The organism is Brevibacterium sp. GP-SGM9 (genome assembly GCF_047300845.1).
Lineage (GTDB): Bacteria > Actinomycetota > Actinomycetes > Actinomycetales > Brevibacteriaceae > Brevibacterium.
This window is the reverse complement of sequence record NZ_CP178563.1, coordinates 1,377,695-1,398,623: the sequence shown is the minus strand read 5'-3', so window position 1 is coordinate 1,398,623 and position 20,929 is coordinate 1,377,695. Positions and strand designations below refer to the sequence as shown.

Below are 20,929 nucleotides of genomic sequence, written 5' to 3'. Positions count from 1 at the left end.
TGGCCGGGGCGTTCGTCGACGACTTGAAGTCAGCGGGCGCGGTTGCGCATACGCTCCATGTCGAGGATGACGACCGAGCGCGCCTCGAGGCGGATGAACCCGCGGGCGGCGAAGTCGGCCAGAGCCTTGTTCACGGTCTCACGGGAAGCGCCGACGAGCTGCGCGAGCTCTTCCTGAGTGAGGTCGTGGGCGACGAGGACACCGTCCGGAGCCGGCTTCGAGAAGCGGGAGGCCAGGTCGAGCAGAGCCTTGGCGACACGACCGGGAACATCGGAGAACACGAGGTCGCCGACGGTCTCATTCGTCCGGCGCAGACGCTGAGCCAGGGCCTTGAGCAGGTTCATCCCGGCCTGCGGGCGATCCTTGAGCCAGGTGGTCAGGTCCTCGTGCTTGAGGCTGAGCAGCTCGGACTGGGAGACCGCGGTGACGGTGGTGGACCGTGGACCCGGATCGAAGAGGCTGAGCTCGCCGATGATCTCGCCCGGTCCCACGACGGAGAGCAGGTTCTCACGGCCGTCGGAGGACTCACGGCCGATCTTGAGCTTACCCGTGGAGACGATGTAGAGCTCATCGCCGGCCTCGCCCTCGTGGAACAGCGCGGTTCCCCGACGGAGACTCCGCGGGTTCATGAACTTCATCAATGCGCTGGTGGCCTCATCGTCCAAACCTGCGAAGAGCGTCGCGCCCCGCACAACTTCAATGTCCACTGTGTCCTCCTTGTCGTGGTAATCACACATAAATCTACCTGGTCAACGGTATCGATACCAGCAAAGACGCGGGAGTGTGGCTGACTATTGGGAAACAAGGAGATCTGCCGGGTCCGTGTGAGGTGGGTGACTGCGGAAATCACAGCCACGGATTAGGATGGGGAATCGTGTTGACGGTGGCCGAGAAGAGTGCGCGGAAATTCGCCAGGGAGACCCCTTTGGGCCGGACTCGGCGTGCCCGGAAGATCAATCGCATCCTCGCCGAGGTCTATCCCAACGCCGAATGCGAACTCGACTTCGCCACTCCGTTCCAGCTGCTCGTGGCCACCGTGCTCTCCGCCCAGACCACGGACATCCGCGTCAATGCGGTCACTCCGGGCCTCTTCCGGGCCTTTCCTGACGCCCACGCACTGGTGGTGGCCAACCTCGTCGAGGTCGAGGAGCTCATCCGCTCCACCGGCTTCTACCGGGCCAAGGCCCGCAACATCGTCAAGCTCGCGCACGAACTCGTCGACGAATACGACGGAATCGTGCCCGACACAATGGACCAACTCGTCAAACTCGCCGGCGTTGGACGCAAGACCGCGAACGTCGTCCTCGGCAACGCCTTCGACACCCCGGGACTGACCGTGGACACCCACATGGGGCGCCTGGCCCGCCGGTTCGGCTGGACCGAGGAGACCGACGCCGTAAAAGCCGAACACGACATCGCCGCCCTGTTCCCGACCAGCGAACTCACCCTCCTCTCGCATCGGGTGATCTTCCACGGCCGCCGCATCTGCCACTCCCGCAGGCCCGCCTGCGGAGCCTGCCCGCTCACGGCCGTATGCCCGTCCTTCGGCATCGGCGAACTCGACCCGGACAAGGCTCGGGACATGCTGAGATTCGAAATGGCCCCCGAGGCGACGGCATGAGTGCCGAGGCTCTCGGCGGGACTCCCGCGCACGACCCCGAGGTTCGGGACCGTGCCCTGCGGGCGCAGCTGAGCGAGCTTGCTGACTCCCACGGGTCCCCGCTGTGGCTGCGTCGTTCGAAAGCTCCCGGTGCGGTGACCGCCCGAGACGCCGCCGTGCTCATGCTCTTCGGTCGTGGCGGGACACCCCGCACCGAGGCGGGAGAAGCAGAGCTCACGCGACTGTCCGGACTCGGCGTCGAGGACGTCGACATCGTCCTCCTCCAGCGTGCGGCGACCCTGCGCCACCATCCCGGGCAGGTCGCCTTCCCCGGCGGCGGACGCGACCCCGAGGATGCCTCGCTCACAGCCGCCGCGCTGCGCGAGGCCGAGGAGGAGGCGGGCATCGTCCCCGACTCCGTCGACGTGCTCGGGCAGATGGATCCGCTCTACATCCCCGTCAGCAAGTTCGAGGTCACCCCCGTCATCGGTCATTGGGTTAGGCCCGGAGCGGTGCAGGTGATGGACGAACGTGAGTCCTACTCCGTCTATCGGGTGGCGATCGCCGACCTCGTCGCCCCGGCCAACCGCGGCACCTTCGCCCGACCCGATCTCAAGATCTCGACTCCGGCCTTCGACGTCGGAGTGCTCAAGGTGTGGGGCTTCACCGCCGGCATCCTCGACTTCGCCCTCGACCAACTCGGCTGGTCGGCGACGTGGGACACCGCGACGCCGATCGACATCGACTTCTGACTCGCCGAGGCGGTCCCGGGTGAACGTGTCACCGCCGTCCCGCTTTGGCTGAGAACAGTCGGGCTGCCCAGATCACGGCGATGCCGAGGATCACCGCGCACCAGGCGGCCGCGAGCGTGCCCGCCGAATGAATGCACGGACGGCGCCGAACCCGAAGGTTCGACGCCGTCTGTGTCGCTCTGCTGTGCGGGTGTCCCTCAGTAACGGGGTCCCGAGGGGTTCTTCACGGCCCGTTTGACGGATGCGACCAGGGACTTGGCCGAATCGATGGCCGTGCCCGGAACCGGGTTGCCCTTCTTGAACAGGGGCAGTGCGATGAGCACGAGGATGATCGCGAGGACGGCGAGGATGCCGAAGATGATGAGGAAGCTTCCCCACCACGGCCAGCCGAGTCCCTCATGGAAGGCCGCTGCTCCCGCGAAGATCACCATGAACGAGGACAGGAACAGGAAGAACAGGGCGACGACGGCCAGTCCGGCACCGATGCCCAGGTTCTTCGCTCCGGCCGTCGCCTCGGCCTTGGCCAGGGCGATCTCTTCCTCGGCGATCGCTTTGGAATCGTCGCCGATGCCTTTGATCAGTTCGCTGATCGACCTTTCGGCCATGAGTGCTCCTATCGACAGGAAAGTGGACTATCTGACTCAAGAGTAGTCTGATCGGACCCGGTCACCAAAGAGGTGTCGGGCGAACTGTCGAAAAACCCGCTTGTTCAGGACTTCGCCACCGACTGCTCGATCTGATCCATCACCGAGGCGTCGGCGAGGGTCATCGTGTTGCCGACCTCCCTGTTCTCCGCAACATCCTTGAGCAGGCGGCGCATGATCTTGCCCGACCGGGTCTTCGGCAGATCGGTGACGATGTGGACCTTCTTCGGCTTCGCGATCGGTCCGATGTCCTTGCCCACGTGCTGCCGCAGCTCCTCGGCCGTCTCCGGGGAGTCCTCGACGCCGTTGCCGACGATGACGAAGGCGATGACGGCCTGACCGGAGGTGTCATCGGCCGCCCCGACCACGGCCGCCTCGGCGACCTTGGGGTGGGCGACGAGCGAGGATTCGATCTCCGCGGTCGACAGGCGGTGCCCGGAGACGTTCATGACATCGTCGACGCGACCGAGGAACCAGATGTCGCCGTCTTCGTCCCGGCGGGCGCCGTCACCGGCGAAGTAGGTCTCCTCGAACCGGGACCAGTAGGTCTCCTTGAAGCGCTCCGGGTCTTTCCAGATCCCGCGCAGCATCGACGGCCAGGGCTGTCGGATGACGAGCAGACCGCCCTCGGGTCCGGCCGGGTTCTCGCCGGAGTCGTCGACGACATCGACGGAGATGCCGGGGATCGGTCGCTGTGAGGACCCGGGCTTCGTCGACATCACGCCGGGCAGGGGAGCGATCATATGTGCACCCGTCTCCGTCTGCCACCAGGTGTCGACGATGGGGCAGCGCTCGCCGCCGATGACGCGGTGGTACCAGCGCCACGCCTCGGGGTTGATCGGTTCGCCGACGCTGCCGAGCAGGCGCAGGCTGGTCAGATCGTACTTCGCAGGGATCTCCTCGCCCCACTTCATGCAGGTGCGGATCGCCGTCGGGGCGGCGTAGAGGGTCGTCACCTTGTACTTCTCGACGATCTCCCACCAGCGTCCCTGATGCGGGGTGTCGGGTGTGCCTTCGTAGACGACCTGGGTGAGGCCTGCGGCCAACGGACCGTAGGTGACATAGGAGTGGCCGGTAACCCAGCCGACGTCGGCGGTGCACCAGAAGACATCGGTCTCGGGTTTGGCATCGAAGACGGCCTTCATCGAGTACACGACCTGGGTGATGTAGCCGCCCGAGGTGTGCAGGATGCCCTTCGGCTTGCCCGTCGTGCCCGAGGTGTAGAGGACGAAGAGCGGCTGCTCCGAGTCGAAGAACTCGCACTCGTGTTCGGGGTTGGCCTGCTCGACGGTGTCGTGCCACCACTGATCGCGGCCTTCGACCCAGTCGACGTCCTGACCGGTGCGGCGGACGACGAGGACGTGGTCGACGGGTGTGTCCCCGTGGGAGAGCGCTTCATCCACGGCCGGCTTGAGGCTGGTGGGTTTGGTGCGACGGTAGCTGCCGTCGGCGGTGATGACCACGCGCGCCTCGGCATCGATGATGCGTGAGCGCAGGGCGTCGGCGGAGAATCCGCCGAAGACCACGGAGTGGGCGGCGCCGAGGCGGGCGCAGGCGAGCATCGAGATCATCGCTTCGGGAATCATCGGCAGGTAGATCGCGACGCGGTCGCCGGTCTTCACCCCGAGTTCGGTCAGTGTGTTCGCCGCCTTGGACACCTCGGCGAGGAGTTCGGCATAGGTGAAGGACCGGGAGTCGCCGGGCTCGCCTTCGAAGTTGATCGCCACGCGGTCGCCGTTGCCGGCGTTGACGTGCCGGTCGAGGCAGTTGTAGGCGACATTGAGCCTGCCGCCGACGAACCATTTCGCGAAGGGCGGGTCGGTCCAGTCGAGAACTTCCCCGAAGTCTTGGTTCCAGTCGATGAGATCGCGGGACTGCTCGGCCCAGAAGCCCAGGTAGTCGGCGTCGGCCCGCTCGTACTCATCGGCCTTGACGTTGGCGGCAGCGGCGAAATCCTCTGGTGGGGCAAAGGTCTCGGTGTGATCGGCTGAGCTGTCAGTCATTTTTCCCTCCGGCTTCTTTGGTGGATCGAAAATTCTAGTTGCACTGTATACCCGCGATGGGTGCTCGGGTCACCCCGATCCGAGCGATGAGCGGGGGAAGTGGGGGTAGCCGTCGCGCCCCGAATGTGCTACACGCCACATTTCCGTTCCTCCCTGGTCTCGCCGAAGTGGTCGGGACCGGTGCGTGCGCACCTGACAGAGAGCACAGAATGGGTGCATCGGCAGGTTCTGTTCTGCAAGGATGGGGTCAGAGTCTGTCAGGATGGACACTGCACAGACACAGGAATGTCGATGACCCTGTCCCCAAGATCGAGTGGAGTTAAGCGATGAGTTCGCCGCAGCATCCAACCGGATCCGGACCACAGCCGTGGCACGATCAGCCCTCGCAGCATCCCGGCGGAACCGGCCAGCCTCCGGCCGGACAGAATCCGAGCTTCGGCCCGGGCCCCGGTCAGTACGGCTCGGCTCCGAGTCCCGCCTACGGTTCGAACCCGGGCCCCTATGGTTCGGCACCCGGCCCCTACGGCTCGGGTCCGGGAGCCCAGAACCCTGGGCCGGCAGGATCTGCACCGGCCGGCTACGGTTCCGGACCGGGTCCCTACGGTTCGGGTCCGGGTCCCTATGGTTCCGCTCCAGGTCCCTACGGTTCTGCTCCCGGCCAGTTCGGTGCGGCGCCGCAGAAGCGCCCCCGCACGGGACCGGGTCTGCTCGGACCGCTGACGCTGCGCGACCTGTTCATCCTCTTCGCGGGACTGCTCGCGTTCATCGCTCTGTTCGTGCCCTTCCGGAAATACAGCTTCGAGACGTACACGCTGTGGCACTGGAACGTCGGTGACATGGGTTCGCTGGTCTTCACCGTGCTGGGGATCCTGCTCATCTCGGCGGCCGTGCTCGTCAACAAGCTCGGCAATGGTCGTCTGCGCGTCGGTTCGCTCAGCCTCGACCAGTTCATCTCGGTCGTCTCCGCAGCGGCATTCACCTATGCCTTCATCGATCTGCTCACCGCTGCCGTCTTCTGGCACGTCGGTGCCTACCTCGCCTTCTTCGCCTCCCTGATCGCGTTCTTCGCCGGAGTGTTCACGATGCTTCCCTTCTTCGCGAAGGAATTTTCCATCCGTGAGGAGAGTCCCTCGCATCCGAAGGCCCGCGTCGTTGCCCAGCGTTCGCCGCACCCGGCGCCGGTGGCGCACATGCCCGGGGACACCCCCGGCTTCGGCGGACCTTCCGGCGCACCGCAGTCCGGACCCGGACCGCAGGGTCACGGTCAGCAGGGAACCGGACAGCAGGGGCCCGGTCAGCAGGGGCAGCCTGGATTCGCTCAGCCCGGTTTCGCTCAGCCCGGTCAGCCCGGCCAGGCTGGTGGGCCAGGTCAGTTCGGCGGACAGGACCAGCCCGGAACCCACGGTCAGCCGGGGGGATCCGAGCAGTTTGCTCAGCCGGACGGTCAGAACCAGCCCGGCCCATTCGGTCAGGAACACGGTCAGTTCGGTCAGCAGCCCGGCCAACCGGGACAGGCCGAGCAGCCGGTCGAGACCGCAGCCGAAAACCCCTACGCCCCGCCTGAGCAGCGCAGGGAATCCTCGTCGAGCTCCTTCGCACCTCCGGCCGAGACCGGACAGGGAGTCGGGGGTGACCAGCCGGTCCAGAGCACCGGGTCGGGTCAGACCTACCTCGGAGCCTCGGACCCCCAGGATCCGAAGCACACGCAGAGCGAGCCGACTCAGACCTTCGGCTTCGGCGCACTCAGTGCACAGGCCGCACCGTCGGCATCCGATCCCGCGTCTGCCGCCGACTCCTCGGTGACCTCGACCTCCGCCGAGGCGAGCCCCGAGTCATCCGCAGCCGCGGACTCCCGATCCGGTGACGATTCGGCTACGAATTCCGAGCGCCCAAGTGCTGGGGCCGGCGCGGCCGCCGGTGTCGGGGCTCTCGGTGCCGGAGCCGTGATCGCCGGTGCCGCCTCGGCGGACTCGGATTCCGATGCGCCCGAGTCCGATGCACCTGTCTCCGACTCGAGCGTCTCCGCCTCTGATTCGCCCGCGTCCGACTCCGAGGCCGAGCGTCACCGGGGTCGGCATGCCGCACCCGAGCACGATGCGACGACATCGCAGCCGGGCGCCGCAGCCGATGATCGAGACGCTCGGTCGAATGACCGCGGTGAGGAGCCCGCTGGGAGCAGCGCTGTCACCTCGGGCGAGCACAGCTCGCTGGCCTCGAAGGTCAATGCGCCCGAGCCCGAGGTCACCGCGACCGGCGGCGAGCGCTCCGAGGCCGGGGCAGACAGCTCCGAGGCCGCAGCCAACGGTGAGAAATCCGAGACCACCGATGCGGACGGACGCGGGCCGAACGACAACGTCCGCTCGACCGAAGCCACCGTCGTCAGCAGCCCGGCCGAAGCCGAATCGGGTGAGGCGCGGTCGGTCGCTCAGGAGCGCGCCGATGCGAACGGGGACACCGTGCCTGAGAGCTCGGAGCCGACGCAGTATGTTCCCGTCGGACGGTACGGAAACGGCGCGGACTCCCGGTCGGACCGTTCCGAGTCTGCCGAGCAGTCCGCGCGTTCAGCACAGACCGACCGCGCGCAGCAGCCTGAAGGTTCCGCACAGCAGCCTGAGGGCTCCGCACAGCCCGAGGTCTCGGATCAGGAGACAATGAAGCAGACGGCAGTCGATGCGGAACCGGTGAGGAATGTCTCCGGTGACGATCAGGGCAACCGCGGTGCGGACTCTGAGGGATCCGACGGCGAGCGGGAGGACGGCGGTCGCCCGATTATCCAGGCCTTCTGGTTCGCCGTTCCCGAACCCCGCGAAGCCGTGGATCCGACCACCGGAATGCCGGTGTTCACGATCTACCCGGGGGACTGGTACCTCAGCCTCGAGGACAACGGCTCCTGGTTCAAGGTCCGCGACTCCGAGGGACGCGAAGGACTCCTGCGCAACATCGACGGAATCCAGCGCGGCTGAGACCGCAGCCGACTCTCGCTCTGCGCCTGTGGATGCAGGTCGGCCGGCAGAACCCGAATGCTCGGGCTGAGGCCGCCGCAACGGCACACCAGGGCCGCTGAGCAGGAAAGACAGCGGCATCGACGTCGAAGGGCGTCTCCTGTGACTCGAACTCACAGGAGGCGCCCTTTGCGCATCCCATCCACAGGCACCCGTTCGTCCCTGTTGCGACCACTGCGTGCGGGGCACGCTGTGAGCATGCAGGTAGCCCTCATCACCGACCTCGGTGCGATCACCGAAGAATGCGCCCGAGTCGCCGAAAGCATCGGAGTCACACTCACGGTGCTGCCCCCGGACTCCGGCGGCTGGCAATCGGCCTCGCTCATCCTCCTCGGCGAGGACGTGCGCGAGGCCCCGGCCACGGACCATGCCGACCGCATCCTCGTCGTCCTCGACGGCGACGAACAGGGATCGGCCTGGAAACGGGCGGCCCACCTCGGCGCGGATCAGCTGGCGGTGCTGCCCTCTGCCGCGGAATGGCTGAGCGGGCGAATGATCGCAGCCATCGAACCGCCGACCGCTCCCGGTGTCACCGTCGGGGTCGTCGCCGGATGCGGGGGAGCCGGAGCCTCGGTCCTCTCCTGTGCCCTGGCCAGACGTGCCGGACCCGATGTCGACACGGTCCTCGTCGACGCCGACCCGCTGGGCGGAGGGCTCGACCTCGTCCTCGGGGCCGAACAGGTGCCCGGCCCGCGCTGGGCCGACCTCAGCGCCTCTCGCGGACAGCTGCGCCCCTCGACCCTGGCTCAGGCTCTGCCCCGTCACGAAGGCCTCGCGATCCTGTCCTGGGGACGAGATGACACCCTCGATCTCGACCCGGACGTCTTCGACGACTTCCTCGCCGCAGCCGGGCAGGCCTTCGAACTCGTCATCGTCGACCTGCCCCGCCACGCCCCACCGCAGTGGACGCGCCGCTGCCACCACGTGCTCCTCGTCTCCCCGGCCCGGGTCCGCTCGGCCGTCGCCGCCTCCCAAGTCGCCAAACGTCTGTCCCAATCCCATCCCGACGTCCGACTCGTCGTCCGCGACACCGGTGCCGGGGGCCTCGATGCCGAGCTGCTCGCCGATTCCATCGGCCTGAGTCTCGCCGGCAGCATCCGCGACGATCGGGGACTCTCGGCCGCCGTCGACCGTGGTGAGGGCATCCCCGGCGGTGCCCGCCTGGGCAGACTCGTCGACCGTCTGCTCGGGGAGTGGATGGAATGAGCGAATGGCTCGACGCCTCCCTCGTCGCCGAGGTCCGTAAGACCCTGCTGGACGATCCCGGGCCGGTGACCACGGCCGCCGTCGCCGAGGCGGTCCGCCGGACCGGACGGGTGCTCGGCTCCAGCGCCCTCCTCGAGCTTGTGACCAGGCTGTCCGCGCAGCTGTCCGGGGCCGGACCCCTGCAGTCCGTGCTCGAGGTCCCTGACACCACCGACGTCTTCGTCAACGGGCCGCGGGAGATCTTCGCCGACACCGGCTCGGGTCCCGAGCTGCTCGACCTGTCCCTGGGCTCCGAGGAGGAGGTGCGGTCCCTGGCCGTGCGTTTGGCGGCGCTCGGCGGTCGCAGGCTCGACGATTCGAGTCCCTTCGTCGATGTCCGCCTCCCCGACGGGGTGCGGATGAACGCGATCGTCCCGCCGATCTCCGGGGACCACACCTCGATCTCCTTCCGCGTGCCCAAACGCTCCGGCTTCAGCTTCGCCCAGCTGCAGGACGATGGCTTCATCCCCGGCGAACTCGGCGAGATCCTCACCGAGGCGGTGTGCTCGCGGGCGAACATCCTCATCTCGGGTGGGACCGGTACGGGGAAGACCGTTCTTCTCGGTGCCCTGCTCGGTCTCGTCGAATCCGGTCAGCGCCTCGTCATCGTCGAGGACTCCAGGGAGCTCATCGTCGGCCACTCCCATATCGTCCAGCTCGCGGCCCGCCAGGCCAATGTCGAGGGCGGCGGCGAAGTGACGCTGACCGACCTGGTGCGCAACGCCCTGCGGATGCGGCCCGACCGCCTCGTCGTCGGGGAGTGCCGCGGTGCCGAGGTCCGTGACATGCTCACGGCGCTCAACACCGGGCATGAGGGCGGATGCGCGACGATCCACGCGAACACCGCCGATGCGGTGCCGAGCCGGGTGGCGGCCCTCGGTGCACTGGCGAATATGAGCCCGCAGGCGGTGTTCTCCCAGTTCTCAACCGCCATCGACCTCGTCATCCACCTCCGTCGGGTCGGGCCCGATCGAGGGATCACCGAATTGGCGATCCCGACCAGGGTCAGCGCCGAGGGTGTGGTGATGGAACCGGTGTGGGGACGTGCCTCACCCCAAGCGGAGGGCACCTTCAACCGCCGTGCTCTCGCCCGGTTCGAGGCCGTGCTCGAACAGAAGGCCGCCTGATGCTCACCGTCCTCGCCGTGCTCCTGGCCGTGAGCATCATTCTCAGTGCCCCGCTCGATCCCACCCGCAGGCTGCGCGAGCTGCTGCCGGCGGCAGGCGGCGGAAATGACGTCGGCGTCGGGGGCGGTGGTCGTCGTGGGCGCGCCCGACGGCAGGATCCCGAACAGGAGAAGCTGTGGGCCATCGGCACCGTCGAGAACGCCGCACATCTGCTCAAGGTGGGCATGACTCCGCAGGCGGTGATGGCGACCCTGAGCCGGCAGAACGAGGATCTGGGTCCGATCTCACGGGCGATCTCGCTGGGGGAGGAGCCTGGGCGGGCCATCGTCACCCGCAGTTCCGGACTGCCGCCGGCCGCCGCCGAGGTGATGGCGGGCATGGCGGCGGTGTGGACCGTGTCCGAACGTTCGGGGGCGCCCGCGGCCGACATGATCCTCCGCTATGCCGCCGCCCAACGGGACGCCCTCGACGCCGACCGGGAGCGGCGGATCGCGATGGCGGGGCCCAGGTCCACGGTGCGGGTGCTCAGCTGGCTGCCGCTCATCGGCGTCGGACTCGGACTGCTCATCGGCGTCCGACCGGCCGAGCTGATCGCGGGACTGCCCGGTCAGCTGAGTGTCGGTCTCGGACTGCTGCTCTACATCCTCGGCCGCTGGTGGATGACGGCGATGATGCGAAGCGCCGAGCGGTGACGACGATGATCGGTCTGCTGGTGGGAGTCTTCGTGGCGGCCGGGGTGCTGCTGTGGTCGGGGTCGACATCCGGGCGGCTGCAGCGGCTGCTCGGGGCGGCGGGGTCTGGCAGGCCAGCGGGCGGATCGGGCGCGTCCGGTGCCGGCGGGACTGCCGGCACCGGCGGGGCTGCTGGCTCTGGCGGGTCCACAGTGTCGGGCGGGGCGGGCGACCTCGCTCGAACCGAGGGCGCGGTCGCCGATGATCAGCTGGCTTTCGACCTCGATCTCGTGGCGATCTGCCTGACTTCGGGCCTGCCGATCCCGGTGGCGCTGCACCTGAGCGCCGAGGCGACCGATGACCGCTCCGGACTGCAGCGGATCGGGCGGGCGATGACGATCGGCGGTCAACGGCTGTCCGCCGACGATCGACTTGCACCGGTGCTGGAGGTCTTCGAATTCTCCGAACACACCGGAGTCGGTCCGGCACCGCTGATCGAATCGGTGGCCAAGGAGCTGCGCGACTCCTCCCGCCGGCGCCGACAGGAGGCGGCCGCTGCCCTGGGAGTCAGACTCGTGGTTCCCTTGGGCGTGTGCATCCTCCCGGCGTTCCTGCTGCTCTCGGTGGTGCCCGTCATCATCTCCCTGCTCTCCGACCTCACGACCGTGTTCTTCTGAGTCGGGGTCCCCTCTGTCCGACTGCGCACCTGAGGCCATCCGACTTCGCACCTGGGGCTGTGGACGACCGGGCGACGAGCGGCCGGGTCGCTCGAATTTTGAACGGGCGTTCAGGAGGGATTGGTAGGGTCGTTCTATGGCACAGGTAACACCCTTCAACCAACTGTCCAACGTCGAACAAGCCGAAGACTACGCCGAGAATCTCTTCACGGGTCGCTCCGTGAGGATGCGTCCGCTGCGCCAGGATGACCTGCCCTACCTCGAGCAATGGTGGTTCGACCCTTCGATCGTGGTGCTCCAGAATCACACGGTCCTGCCGCGCCCCGAAGGAGGGGTCTCCGAACAGTTCTCGCTGTGGAGCGCGAACAAGACCAGCGAATCGGTCGGGTTCAGCATCGAACTCATCGAAACCGAGGAGTTCGTCGGCCATGTGACCCTGTTCGAACGCGATCCCATCAACCAGTCCGCGACCCTGGCGATCGTCCTCGGACCCGAATTCCATGGCCGCGGCTACGGTTCCGATGCCGTGCGACTGGCGATCAAGTACGGATTCCTCCAGCTCGGTCTCAATCGCATCGAACTCCAGACCTGGGCCTTCAACACTCGCGGCATCGCCTCCTATACGAAGGCCGGATTCGTCGAGGAAGGCAGGCGTCGTGAGGCCGTGTTCTTCAACGGACGCCGCCACGACCAGGTGATCATGGCCATCCTCAAGGAAGACTGGGCCGGCCGGAGCTGAAGCGTCACCGCTGCGCTCTGCGATCGTCAGAGTCGTGCGCTCTGACCCTCACTGACGTGCTCGAGGCTGTGGACAGGACTCTCACTCGCGTGCCGGCGACCTGTGGACGGTGATCCCGTTTCCACAGGCTCGTTTCGAGCCCTCGACACCCTCGGTGCCTGCCCTCCAGGCTGAAGGTCCGTTCGCAGATCGCGAGCACGGACTTCCACCAGGAGGAGAACATGAGCGAGACCACGAGCACACCGCTGCCACCACCGGAGAACGATGAACTCCCACCCGACTGCGCGGCACCACCCGGCATCGGGTTCGATGACAGAGACGAGTTCTGGGGCCCGGACGCCGGAGCGACCACGGCCGAATACGCGATCACCACATTGGCGGCCTGCGGATTCGCAGCCCTCCTGGTCGTCATCCTGAAATCGGGTCCGATCAAGGAACTCGTCACCGGTGTTATCCAGACCGCTCTCGGCCTTGGGGGCGGATCCTGACATGGACGGTCGGCGCTCTCGCGGGCGGGCCGAGGCGCGCGATGCGGACGCGGGGACGGCCACAGCGGAATTCGCCGTGGTCATGCCTGCCATCGTGCTCCTCGTCATCATGCTCACGGGAGCCGCCGCCGTCGGCTTCTCCCAGCTGAGGGCCTTCGACGCCGCTCGTTCGGCCGCCCGTGAGATCGCGCGCGGAGAACCGCAGGCCGCCGTCGTCGATGAGGCGCAGAAGCATGCGGGAGACGCCGCGAAGGTCAGAGTCCGCGCCGACGGCGGGTACTCCACCGTGACGGTGACCATCCGACTGCCCGCCGCGATCATCTTCATCGACACGGTCGAAGCGAACGCGACCGCCCGGATGGAAGGACAGCGAGGGGACGGACAATGACGAACATCGTCGTCGGACTCGCTTCGATGGTCCTGGTGCTCGTCACCGCCATCGGCAGCCTCGGGCAGGCCTTCGTCGCCCACAGCAGAGCCCAGAGCGCAGCGGATCTGGCGGCACTGGCCGCCGCCGATGCCGTCCGCGGGCTCGCCGCGGGAGAACCCTGTGACATTGCGAAGGAGGTGGCGAAGAAGAACGGCGGCTCGGTGGTCGACTGTCGGGCCTCGATGAGCGAGCAGAGCGCGTACGTCGAGGTCGCCGTCGACATCCCCGGCCCGTTGCCGAAGGTCAAGGAGAAGGCCGTCGCCGGCAAGTGAACGCTTCAGCCCTGACGCGAGGCTCCTCAGCCGAGGAATCCTCTCGAGCGAATGCTCCGCTCAAGCGAGGGTCCCGCTCAGCCGAGGACTCCGCGTAGCAGTCGCAGGGCGGCGTCCTTCTCCAGGGGCTCATTGCCGTTGCCGCACTTCGGCGACTGCACACAGGAGGGGCAGCCGTCGATGCATTCGCAGGCGGCGATCGCATCCCGGGTCGCGGCCAGCCAGTCCTCGATGACCGTGCTGCCGCGTTCGGCGAAACCGGCCCCGCCGGCCAGACCGTCGTAGACGAAGACCGTGGCCAGGCCCGTGTCGGCGTGCAGCGCCGTCGACACTCCGCCGATGTCCCACCGGTCGCAGCCGGCGAAGAGCGGCAGCAGACCGATCGAGGCATGTTCGGCGGCATGGACGGCACCGGGCAGATCGGCCGCGACGATCTCGGCCTCGTCGAGCAGGGTCTGCGGGATCGTCCACCACACGGCCTTCGTCTGCAGGGTCCGCTCCGGCAGGTCGAGTTCGTGCTCGGCGATGATCGCCCCACCGCGCTTCGCCCGCATCCGGTAGGCGACGACCTGATCCTTGACGTCGACGGTGCCGCTGCACACGCTCACCCCCGACGGCAGGACTCGCTGAGCGTCGGTGGAGACGATCTCGATCTCCGTGGCCGAGCGCGGCTGCGTCGTGTAATCGACCTCGGAGCGTGCGATCAGAGCGATTCGCTCCTCAAGGTCGAGGTCGAGGACCGTGAAATCGGTGCCCTGATGGGTATACACCGCACCGGGATGGGCGCCGGTGTGCGCCCCCGATTCGTCGACCGTACCCAGCAGAGTGCCGGTGCTGGCCTCGACGAGGCGGAACTGACCGCTGCCGCTGCCGCGGATGTCGGAGAGATCCGTGGCGGGTTCGTCCTTGGCCCAGAACCATCCGGTCGGGCGGGCACGTAACAGCTTGCGCTCGACGAGGTCGGTGATGACCGAGGCGGACTCCGGTGGGAAGTGCACGAGGTCGGCCTCCCGCAACGGCACCTCGGCGGCGGCAGCGCACAGCTGACCGGAGAGCACATGCGGATTGCCCGGGTGGATGACCCCGGCATCGACCGGAGAATCGAAGATGACCTCGGGATGGTGGACGACATAGGTGTCGAGGGGATCGTCACGGGCGATGAACACCGCCATCCAACGCTGCCCGGCCCGACCTGCCCGCCCTGCCTGCTGCCACAGGGAGGCCAGAGTGCCCGGCCACCCGGAGATGATGACGAGATCGAGCCCGGAGATGTCGATGCCCAGCTCGAGCGCATTCGTCGAGGCCACTGCCAGCAGGCGACCCGAACGCAGGGCTGTCTCCAACAGGCGGCGCTCCTCGGCGAGGTACCCGCCCCGATAGGCGGCGACCTTGTCGACCAGCGAATCGTCGACCTGTCCGACCTGCTCGCGCACGGTCGATGCGAGTGCCTCGGTGCCGCGACGGGAGGCGATGAACGTGATCGAGCGATACCCGGCACACATGGCGTCGGTGATGACATCGGCGGCCTCGACCAGGCCGCTGCGCCGATCACCGCCGGGAGAGACCGGCGGTTCCCACAGTGCGAAGCTGCCCGCGGCGCGCGGGGAAGAATCCTCTGCCACGGCGTGGACCTCACGGCCGGTGAGTTTGGCGAAGGCCGCGGCGGGTTCGGCCATCGTCGCCGAAGCCCCGATGACCACGGGGTGCGCCCCGTAGTGGGCGGCGATGCGCAGCAGCCTGCGCAGGATCAGCGCCACGTGCGATCCGAAGACGCCCCGATACCGGTGGGCCTCGTCGATGACGATGTAGCGCAGGGATTTGAACATCCGGGCGAAGCGCTGATGCTGCGGCAGGATCCCCCGGTGGAGCATGTCCGGGTTGGTGAACACGATGTTCGCATGCCGCCTGGCCCAATCCTTCGACGCCTGCGAGGTGTCCCCGTCATAGGCGGCCGGGCGGACCCCGCGGACGATGAGCCGCTCGAGCTTGCTCAGCTGATCGGCGGCCAGCGCCTTCGTCGGGGCGATGTAGATCGCCGAGGAGGTGCGCAGCTTGTCACGGGTGGCCTGGATCGATTCGAGCACCGGCAGCCAGAACCCCAGGGACTTCCCCGAGGCGGTCGGCGTCGCGATGACCACATCGGACCCGTCCCGGGCGGCCTGTGCGGCCTCGAGCTGATGCTCCCACAGCTGATCGACGCCGATCGCATGGCAGGCGTGCTTGAGCTCTTCGTCGATCCAGTCCGGCCACTCGGCGTCGCGTTCGAATCGCTGCGGAATGTCCCGGACGTGGACGAGCCGCTCATCCCGGACACCGAAACCGGTGACGATGTCGAGGAGGGCAGAAGAGGTCATGGCCCTAATTATTGCGCAGTCGTTAGGATTCTTCTGTGACCGAACACAGTGAGACGATTCCCCGCGAGACGATCCTGGCCGACACCCTCTACCGGGCCGGCTACACCGAACCCCGGCTCCGACAGTTCTGGGGGTCCGCCGTCTCCGATGCCCTGGTCCGCAACAATGCGGCCCCGGCCATCCACGTCTGCCTGACCACTCTGGACTCGGAAGCAGCCGCGGAAGCAGCCTCGGAGTTCGACCGCAGGCTCGCCGTCCTCGCCCTCCTCTTCCACTTCCACCGCGAGGTCGAGGGCAGGCTCATCCGGGATGCCCTCGGTGAGGAGGCCTATGACATTGCCGTCGCGGCGGGGCTCATCGTCGGCCACGGCTGTGACGATGACACCACACCGGACAAGGCGCTCGCCCCCTTCGCCCTCGTCCCTTTCGAGCTGCCGGTAGGGGTGCCCCGAGGCTTCCGTCCCGGGGATGCGAACCTCTATCTCGTCAGCGACCACGGGACGCTCGTCGAGCCCGGCATCCTCGGCGGGGACTTCGTGCTCGGCCTCGGCGGGGCCGGTCGCACCCTGGTGTCCATCACCCCGCGCGAACGGGTCGAGCTCGCCGCCGACATCGGCACCGGCTGCGGAATCCAGGCCCTGCTGCTGGCCCGGCATGCGAACAGAGTCATCGCCACCGACATCTCGCACCGCGCCCTGCACCTGGCCGAACTCTCCGCCCGTCTCAACGGCATTACCACGATCGACTTCCGGCACGGGTCGATGCTCGAACCCCTGGATGAGAAGGTCGACCTGCTCGTGTCCAACCCGCCCTTCGTGATCACCCCGCGCACCTCGGAGGTCACCTTCGAATACCGGGACGCAGGCATGAGCGGGGACCGCCTCGTCCGCTCCCTGTTCGCCGCGATCCCCGAGGTTCTGGCACCGGGCGGACGCAGCGTCTGCCTCGGCAACTGGGAGACCACCTCGGCGAGCGATGAGGGTCCCGAAGCCTGGGTCACGGACCCGGAGACCTCCGTTCTCGTCATCGAACGGGAGACCCTCGACCCGGTCGCCTACGCCGAAACCTGGATCCGCGACGGGGGAGTGCCGCGAGCCGGTGAGGACTGGAACCGGGCCACCGCCGCCTGGCTCGACGACTTCGCATCCCGCGACGTCGCCCAGATCGTCTTCGGGTACGTGCTCATGTCCCGGGCAGATAACGATGTGCCAACGATTGCCCCTCCCGCCCCGGCAAGCCCCGCCACAGATCGGACCGAGGGGCTGCGCGCCCGGGTGCGGACCACCTCGGCGGCGGCGAACAATCCCCACGGACTCGGCGAATTCCTCTCCACGGTCTTCGCCCTGCGCAGCTGGCTGGCCACCGCCGAGGCGGGCGAGATCGCGGACACCGCGTTCACCCGCTCACCGGATCTCGTCGAACACCGCCACCATGTGCCCGGCGAATCCGAACCCACCTCCATCACCCTGGAACAGGGCATCGGCTTCGGACAGGTCTTCGACCTCGATACGGCGCTGGCCGGGTTCGTCTCGGTCGCCGATGGGAGCCTGACGCTGCGGCAGACCGCCAACGCCTTGGCGCAGCTGCTCGACGTCGACCCGGTGGCCCTCGAAGACCAGCTGATTGCCCAGGTCAGAGCGCTGGTGGCCGAAGGTGTGCTGCTGCCGGCCACGGAGTCGCCGGCGCCCTGATGAGCACGTGTTCCGGGTGCCGGTGACGGGGCCGAAGCGGGGGTCGGTCACAAGGACCGTGGGGCAGCGATCACAAGGACCGTGGGGGAATAGCGATAGGATCGAAAACCGTTGACCCCGAGGTCGGGCCGCTGAAGCCCGATGCACGGCGAGCAAGATCAACAGTGTTACATTGGGCCGGATCGTCCCTATCATCGATCACCCTGTGCCCCGAGAGGAATGTGAAAGCGTGACCACAACCGAGAAGAAGCCCCGTCGTCTCGTCATCGTCGAGTCTCCGACGAAGGCGCGAACGATCGTGGGATACCTCGGCGACGGTTATGACGTCGAGGCCTCGGTCGGACATATCCGCGACCTCCCGACCCCTTCGGAACTGCCCGCCGATATGAAGAAGGGGCCCTACGGCAAGTTCGCCGTCGATGTCGACAACGGCTTCGACCCCTACTATCGGGTCGACCCGGGCAAGAAGAAGAAGGTCACCGAACTCAAGCGACTCCTCAAGGACGCCGACGAGCTCTATCTCGCAACGGATGAGGACCGCGAGGGAGAGGCCATCGCCTGGCACCTGCTCGAGGTGCTCAAGCCGAAGATCCCCGTCAAGCGCATGGTCTTCCACGAGATCACCCCCGAGGCGATCGAACGCGCATTGGAGAACACCCGTGACATCGACGAGGCTCTCGTCGATGCACAGGAGACCCGACGCATCCTCGACCGCCTCTACGGCTACGAGATCTCACCGGTGCTGTGGCGCAAGATCCGGGCCGGGCTCTCGGCCGGTCGTGTGCAGTCGGTGGCGACTCGACTCGTCGTCGAACGCGAGCGGGAACGCATGGCCTTCGTCCCCGCCGACTACTGGGACCTCGATATCGATCTGGGTCTGCCCGACGGCACGAATCCCTTCGCTGCGAATCTCTCCACCCTCGACGGGGCTCGCGTGGCCACCGGACGGGACTTCAACGACAAGGGCCAGCTGAAGAACGCCTCGGCGACGGTCGTCGATCAGGCCCGGGCCGAAGCACTGGCCACGGAGCTCAACGGGTCGGCGAAGGATTCGCTGAGCGTCACCTCGGTCGAGTCGAAGCCCTACTCCCGCCGACCAGCGGCCCCGTTCACCACCTCGACCCTGCAGCAGGAGGCCGGCCGCAAGCTGCGCATGAGCGCACGCCAGGCCATGCGCACGGCGCAGTCGCTCTACGAACACGGCTACATCACCTATATGCGTACCGACTCCTCGGCGCTGTCCGGGCAGGCGATCGCTGCCGCCCGCAAACAGGTGACCGAACTCTACGGTCCCGAATTCGTGCCGCAGTCGCCGCGTCAGTACTCGAGCAAGCAGAAGTCCGCGCAGGAGGCCCACGAGGCGATCCGTCCCGCCGGTGACTCCTTCCGCACTCCGGCGCAAGTGTCCAAGCAGCTCGGCGGTGAGGAGTTCCGCCTCTACGACTTGATCTGGAAGCGCACCGTGGCCAGCCAGATGGCCGACGCCAAGGGAAAGACCGCGACGATCAAGGTCCGCGCCGAACTCGACGGCGGACACGACGCCGGCTTCAGCGCCAGCGGCACCGTCATCACCTTCCGCGGATTCCTCGCCGCCTACGAAGAGGGCACCGACGCCTCCCGCTACGACACGAAGTCCGGGGAGTCGCGGCTGCCGCAGGTCGAAGAGGGACAGGCTCTGTCCGTGGTCAAGGCGGAAGCCGACGGCCACACCACCGCACCGCCGCCGCGCTTCACAGAGGCCAGCCTGGTCAAGCAGCTCGAGGAGCTCGGCATCGGCCGTCCCTCGACGTATGCGGCCACGATCTCGGTCATCCAGGATCGCGGCTACGTGACCACCCGCGGCAACGCTCTGGTTCCGAGCTGGTTGGCGTTCTCCGTGGTCAGACTCCTCGAAGAGCACTTCACCGGACTCGTCGACTATGCGTTCACCGCGGATCTCGAGACCGAACTCGACCGCATCGCTATGGGCGAAGAGGACCGCAACGCCTGGCTGGCCCGCTTCTACTTCGGCGACCAGGGACAGGACCGTGAGGGGCTCAAGGAGGTCGTCGACGATCTCGGCGACATCGACGCCCGTGCGGTCAACACGGTGCAGATCAGCGAGGACGTGGCTCTGCGCGTCGGTCGCTATGGGCCCTACCTCGAGGTGGCGTCGCAGGTCGAGGGCGAGGATCCCAAGCGGGTCTCGGTGCCCGAGGACCTGGCCCCTGACGAACTGACCGCCGAGAAGGCCGCCGAACTCATCGAGACCCAGGGCGGCGAGGACCGCGAGCTGGGGACCGATCCCGAGACCGGTCATGCGATCGTGGCGAAGAACGGCCGCTTCGGGCCCTACGTCACCGAGGTGCTGCCAGAGCCCGAGGAGAAGCCGAAGCGCGGAGCGAAGAAACTGAAACCGCGCACCGGTTCCCTGTTCAAGTCCATGAATCTCGAGACTATCGACCTGGAGACCGCGCTGCGCCTGCTCAGTCTCCCGCGCGTCGTCGGACAGGACGACGAAGGCACCGACATCACCGCTCAGAACGGCCGCTACGGACCGTACCTGAAGAAGGGCACGGATTCGCGGTCGCTGACCGAAGAGGAGCAGATCTTCAACATCACCCTCGACGAGGCGCTGAAGATCTACGCTGAGCCCAAGCAGCGTGGCGGACGTCGTGCCGCGGCCCCGTTGAAGGAGCTCGGCGAGGACCCGGAGACGAAGAAGCCGGTCGTCGTCAAGGACGGTCGCTTCGGCCCCTACGTCACCGACGGGGAGACGAACGCGACCCTGCGCAAGGACGACTCCGTCGAGGCTGTGACCCTGGAACGTGCGGCCACGCTGCTGGCCGAGAAGCGCGCGAAGGGACCGGCGAAGAAGAAGGGCCCGGCCAAGAAGAAGGGCCCGGCCAAGAAGGCTCCTGCGAAGAAGTCGACGGCGGCGAAGACCACTGCGGCGAAGAAGACGACCACGGCGAAGTCGACGGCCAGCAAGTCGACTGCGGCGAAGAAGACGGCAGCGTCGAAGACCACTGCCGCCAAGAAGACGAGCACGGCGAAGCCGAAGACTCCCTGAGTCGGCTCGCCTCGTCGACTTGCGGACGATTCGTGATGTTTCACAGCGTTGAATCCATCACGGATCGTCCGCAACTCGGCAGCGCCTCCGTGGCTCGCGTGGCTCGGCAGCGCACGGGCGCCCGGGCAGCGCGTTGATAACCCGGCAGCGCGCCCGCAGCGGGACCCACGAGCTCGCCCTCC

At 67.4% G+C, this 20,929-nt stretch carries 17 protein-coding genes; 13 read left to right on the top strand and 4 right to left on the bottom strand.

Translation table 11 applies throughout. The features are described 5' to 3' along the window. Positions 1 to 29: 29 nt before the first annotated feature. Positions 30 to 707: a Crp/Fnr family transcriptional regulator gene (locus ACH82I_RS06415; protein WP_230747522.1), complete on the bottom strand. Its 678-nt coding sequence runs from the start codon at positions 705 to 707 to the stop codon at positions 30 to 32. Positions 708 to 874: 167 nt separating this feature from the next. On the opposite strand from ACH82I_RS06415, the gene nth reads away from it, so the two are divergent. Together nth and ACH82I_RS06405 are read left to right on the top strand one after the other, a co-directional pair. Then, positions 875 to 1,621: an endonuclease III gene (gene nth, locus ACH82I_RS06410; protein ID WP_413336266.1), complete on the top strand. Its 747-nt coding sequence runs from the start codon at positions 875 to 877 to the stop codon at positions 1,619 to 1,621. Continuing rightward, positions 1,618 to 2,352, top strand: coding sequence for an NUDIX hydrolase (locus ACH82I_RS06405; RefSeq protein ID WP_413336265.1), 735 nt, complete (start codon positions 1,618 to 1,620; stop codon positions 2,350 to 2,352). Before nth ends, ACH82I_RS06405 begins: the two co-directional genes overlap by 4 nt. A gap of 197 nt (positions 2,353 to 2,549) precedes the next feature. On the opposite strand, the gene ACH82I_RS06400 is transcribed toward ACH82I_RS06405, so the two are convergent. Together ACH82I_RS06400 and acs are read right to left on the bottom strand one after the other, a co-directional pair. Continuing rightward, a complete protein-coding gene (locus ACH82I_RS06400) occupies positions 2,550 to 2,957 on the bottom strand; it encodes a phage holin family protein (RefSeq protein ID WP_230747527.1) in 408 nt (135 codons plus the stop codon). A gap of 104 nt (positions 2,958 to 3,061) precedes the next feature. Then, positions 3,062 to 4,999, bottom strand: a complete 1,938-nt coding sequence (acs, locus tag ACH82I_RS06395; protein ID WP_413336263.1) for an acetate--CoA ligase — start codon at positions 4,997 to 4,999, stop codon at positions 3,062 to 3,064. Positions 5,000 to 5,325: 326 nt separating this feature from the next. Here acs and ACH82I_RS06390 point away from each other — a divergent pair, with 326 nt between their 5' ends. The 9 genes from ACH82I_RS06390 (at position 5,326) to ACH82I_RS06350 (ending at position 13,650) form a co-directional block, all read left to right on the top strand. Further along, the gene (locus tag ACH82I_RS06390) at positions 5,326 to 7,962 is read left to right on the top strand and encodes a hypothetical protein (protein WP_413336261.1); all 2,637 of its coding nucleotides are present in this window, start codon (positions 5,326 to 5,328) and stop codon (positions 7,960 to 7,962) included. A 237-nt stretch (positions 7,963 to 8,199) separates the two neighbouring features. Then, a complete protein-coding gene (ssd, locus tag ACH82I_RS06385; protein WP_413336259.1) occupies positions 8,200 to 9,207 on the top strand; it encodes a septum site-determining protein Ssd in 1,008 nt (335 codons plus the stop codon). Next, positions 9,204 to 10,373 carry a TadA family conjugal transfer-associated ATPase gene (locus ACH82I_RS06380; protein WP_413336257.1) on the top strand — a complete coding sequence of 390 codons (1,170 nt, stop codon included), beginning with the start codon at positions 9,204 to 9,206 and terminating at the stop codon, positions 10,371 to 10,373. Before ssd ends, ACH82I_RS06380 begins: the two co-directional genes overlap by 4 nt. Further along, positions 10,373 to 11,065, top strand: a complete 693-nt coding sequence (locus ACH82I_RS06375) for a type II secretion system F family protein (protein ID WP_413336255.1) — start codon at positions 10,373 to 10,375, stop codon at positions 11,063 to 11,065. Before ACH82I_RS06380 ends, ACH82I_RS06375 begins: the two co-directional genes overlap by 1 nt. After that, complete coding sequence (locus ACH82I_RS06370; RefSeq protein ID WP_413336253.1) at positions 11,029 to 11,721, top strand: type II secretion system F family protein; 693 nt, start codon at positions 11,029 to 11,031, stop codon at positions 11,719 to 11,721. Before ACH82I_RS06375 ends, ACH82I_RS06370 begins: the two co-directional genes overlap by 37 nt. Positions 11,722 to 11,857: 136 nt before the next feature. Beyond that, a complete protein-coding gene (locus ACH82I_RS06365) occupies positions 11,858 to 12,460 on the top strand; it encodes a GNAT family N-acetyltransferase (RefSeq protein ID WP_230747549.1) in 603 nt (200 codons plus the stop codon). 221 nt (positions 12,461 to 12,681) lie between these two features. Further along, positions 12,682 to 12,948 (top strand): DUF4244 domain-containing protein, encoded by a 267-nt coding sequence (locus ACH82I_RS06360; RefSeq protein ID WP_413336251.1) that lies wholly within the window; start codon positions 12,682 to 12,684, stop codon positions 12,946 to 12,948. Between the two features lies 1 nt (position 12,949). Then, on the top strand, positions 12,950 to 13,336 hold the full coding sequence (locus tag ACH82I_RS06355) for a TadE family type IV pilus minor pilin (RefSeq protein ID WP_413336249.1): 387 nt from the start codon (positions 12,950 to 12,952) through the stop codon (positions 13,334 to 13,336). Then, entirely contained in the window at positions 13,333 to 13,650 is a 318-nt protein-coding gene (locus tag ACH82I_RS06350; RefSeq protein ID WP_230747556.1) for an Rv3654c family TadE-like protein, read from the top strand. Before ACH82I_RS06355 ends, ACH82I_RS06350 begins: the two co-directional genes overlap by 4 nt. A gap of 77 nt (positions 13,651 to 13,727) precedes the next feature. Here the strand turns inward: ACH82I_RS06350 and ACH82I_RS06345 are convergent, their stop codons facing one another. Further along, complete coding sequence (locus ACH82I_RS06345; RefSeq protein WP_413336246.1) at positions 13,728 to 16,004, bottom strand: DEAD/DEAH box helicase; 2,277 nt, start codon at positions 16,002 to 16,004, stop codon at positions 13,728 to 13,730. A 35-nt stretch (positions 16,005 to 16,039) separates the two neighbouring features. Here ACH82I_RS06345 and ACH82I_RS06340 point away from each other — a divergent pair, with 35 nt between their 5' ends. Both ACH82I_RS06340 and topA read left to right on the top strand, forming a co-directional pair. After that, positions 16,040 to 17,695, top strand: coding sequence for a methyltransferase (locus ACH82I_RS06340; protein ID WP_230747561.1), 1,656 nt, complete (start codon positions 16,040 to 16,042; stop codon positions 17,693 to 17,695). A 229-nt stretch (positions 17,696 to 17,924) separates the two neighbouring features. After that, positions 17,925 to 20,747 carry a type I DNA topoisomerase gene (topA, locus tag ACH82I_RS06335; RefSeq protein WP_230747570.1) on the top strand — a complete coding sequence of 941 codons (2,823 nt, stop codon included), beginning with the start codon at positions 17,925 to 17,927 and terminating at the stop codon, positions 20,745 to 20,747. The last annotated feature ends 182 nt before the right edge of the window (positions 20,748 to 20,929 follow it).

Bases quoted from the DNA above. Each gene is read 5' to 3' on its own strand.
- ACH82I_RS06405 (WP_413336265.1), top strand. From the start codon at position 1,618: ATGAGTGCCGAGGCTCTCGGCGGGACTCCCGCGCACGACCCCGAGGTT.
- ACH82I_RS06400 (WP_230747527.1), bottom strand. From the start codon at position 2,957: ATGGCCGAAAGGTCGATCAGCGAACTGATCAAAGGCATCGGCGACGAT.
- acs (WP_413336263.1), bottom strand. From the start codon at position 4,999: ATGACTGACAGCTCAGCCGATCACACCGAGACCTTTGCCCCACCAGAG.
- ACH82I_RS06390 (WP_413336261.1), top strand. From the start codon at position 5,326: ATGAGTTCGCCGCAGCATCCAACCGGATCCGGACCACAGCCGTGGCAC.
- ssd (WP_413336259.1), top strand. From the start codon at position 8,200: ATGCAGGTAGCCCTCATCACCGACCTCGGTGCGATCACCGAAGAATGC.
- ACH82I_RS06380 (WP_413336257.1), top strand. From the start codon at position 9,204: ATGAGCGAATGGCTCGACGCCTCCCTCGTCGCCGAGGTCCGTAAGACC.
- ACH82I_RS06375 (WP_413336255.1), top strand. From the start codon at position 10,373: ATGCTCACCGTCCTCGCCGTGCTCCTGGCCGTGAGCATCATTCTCAGT.
- ACH82I_RS06365 (WP_230747549.1), top strand. From the start codon at position 11,858: ATGGCACAGGTAACACCCTTCAACCAACTGTCCAACGTCGAACAAGCC.
- ACH82I_RS06360 (WP_413336251.1), top strand. From the start codon at position 12,682: ATGAGCGAGACCACGAGCACACCGCTGCCACCACCGGAGAACGATGAA.
- ACH82I_RS06355 (WP_413336249.1), top strand. From the start codon at position 12,950: ATGGACGGTCGGCGCTCTCGCGGGCGGGCCGAGGCGCGCGATGCGGAC.
- ACH82I_RS06350 (WP_230747556.1), top strand. From the start codon at position 13,333: ATGACGAACATCGTCGTCGGACTCGCTTCGATGGTCCTGGTGCTCGTC.
- ACH82I_RS06345 (WP_413336246.1), bottom strand. From the start codon at position 16,004: ATGACCTCTTCTGCCCTCCTCGACATCGTCACCGGTTTCGGTGTCCGG.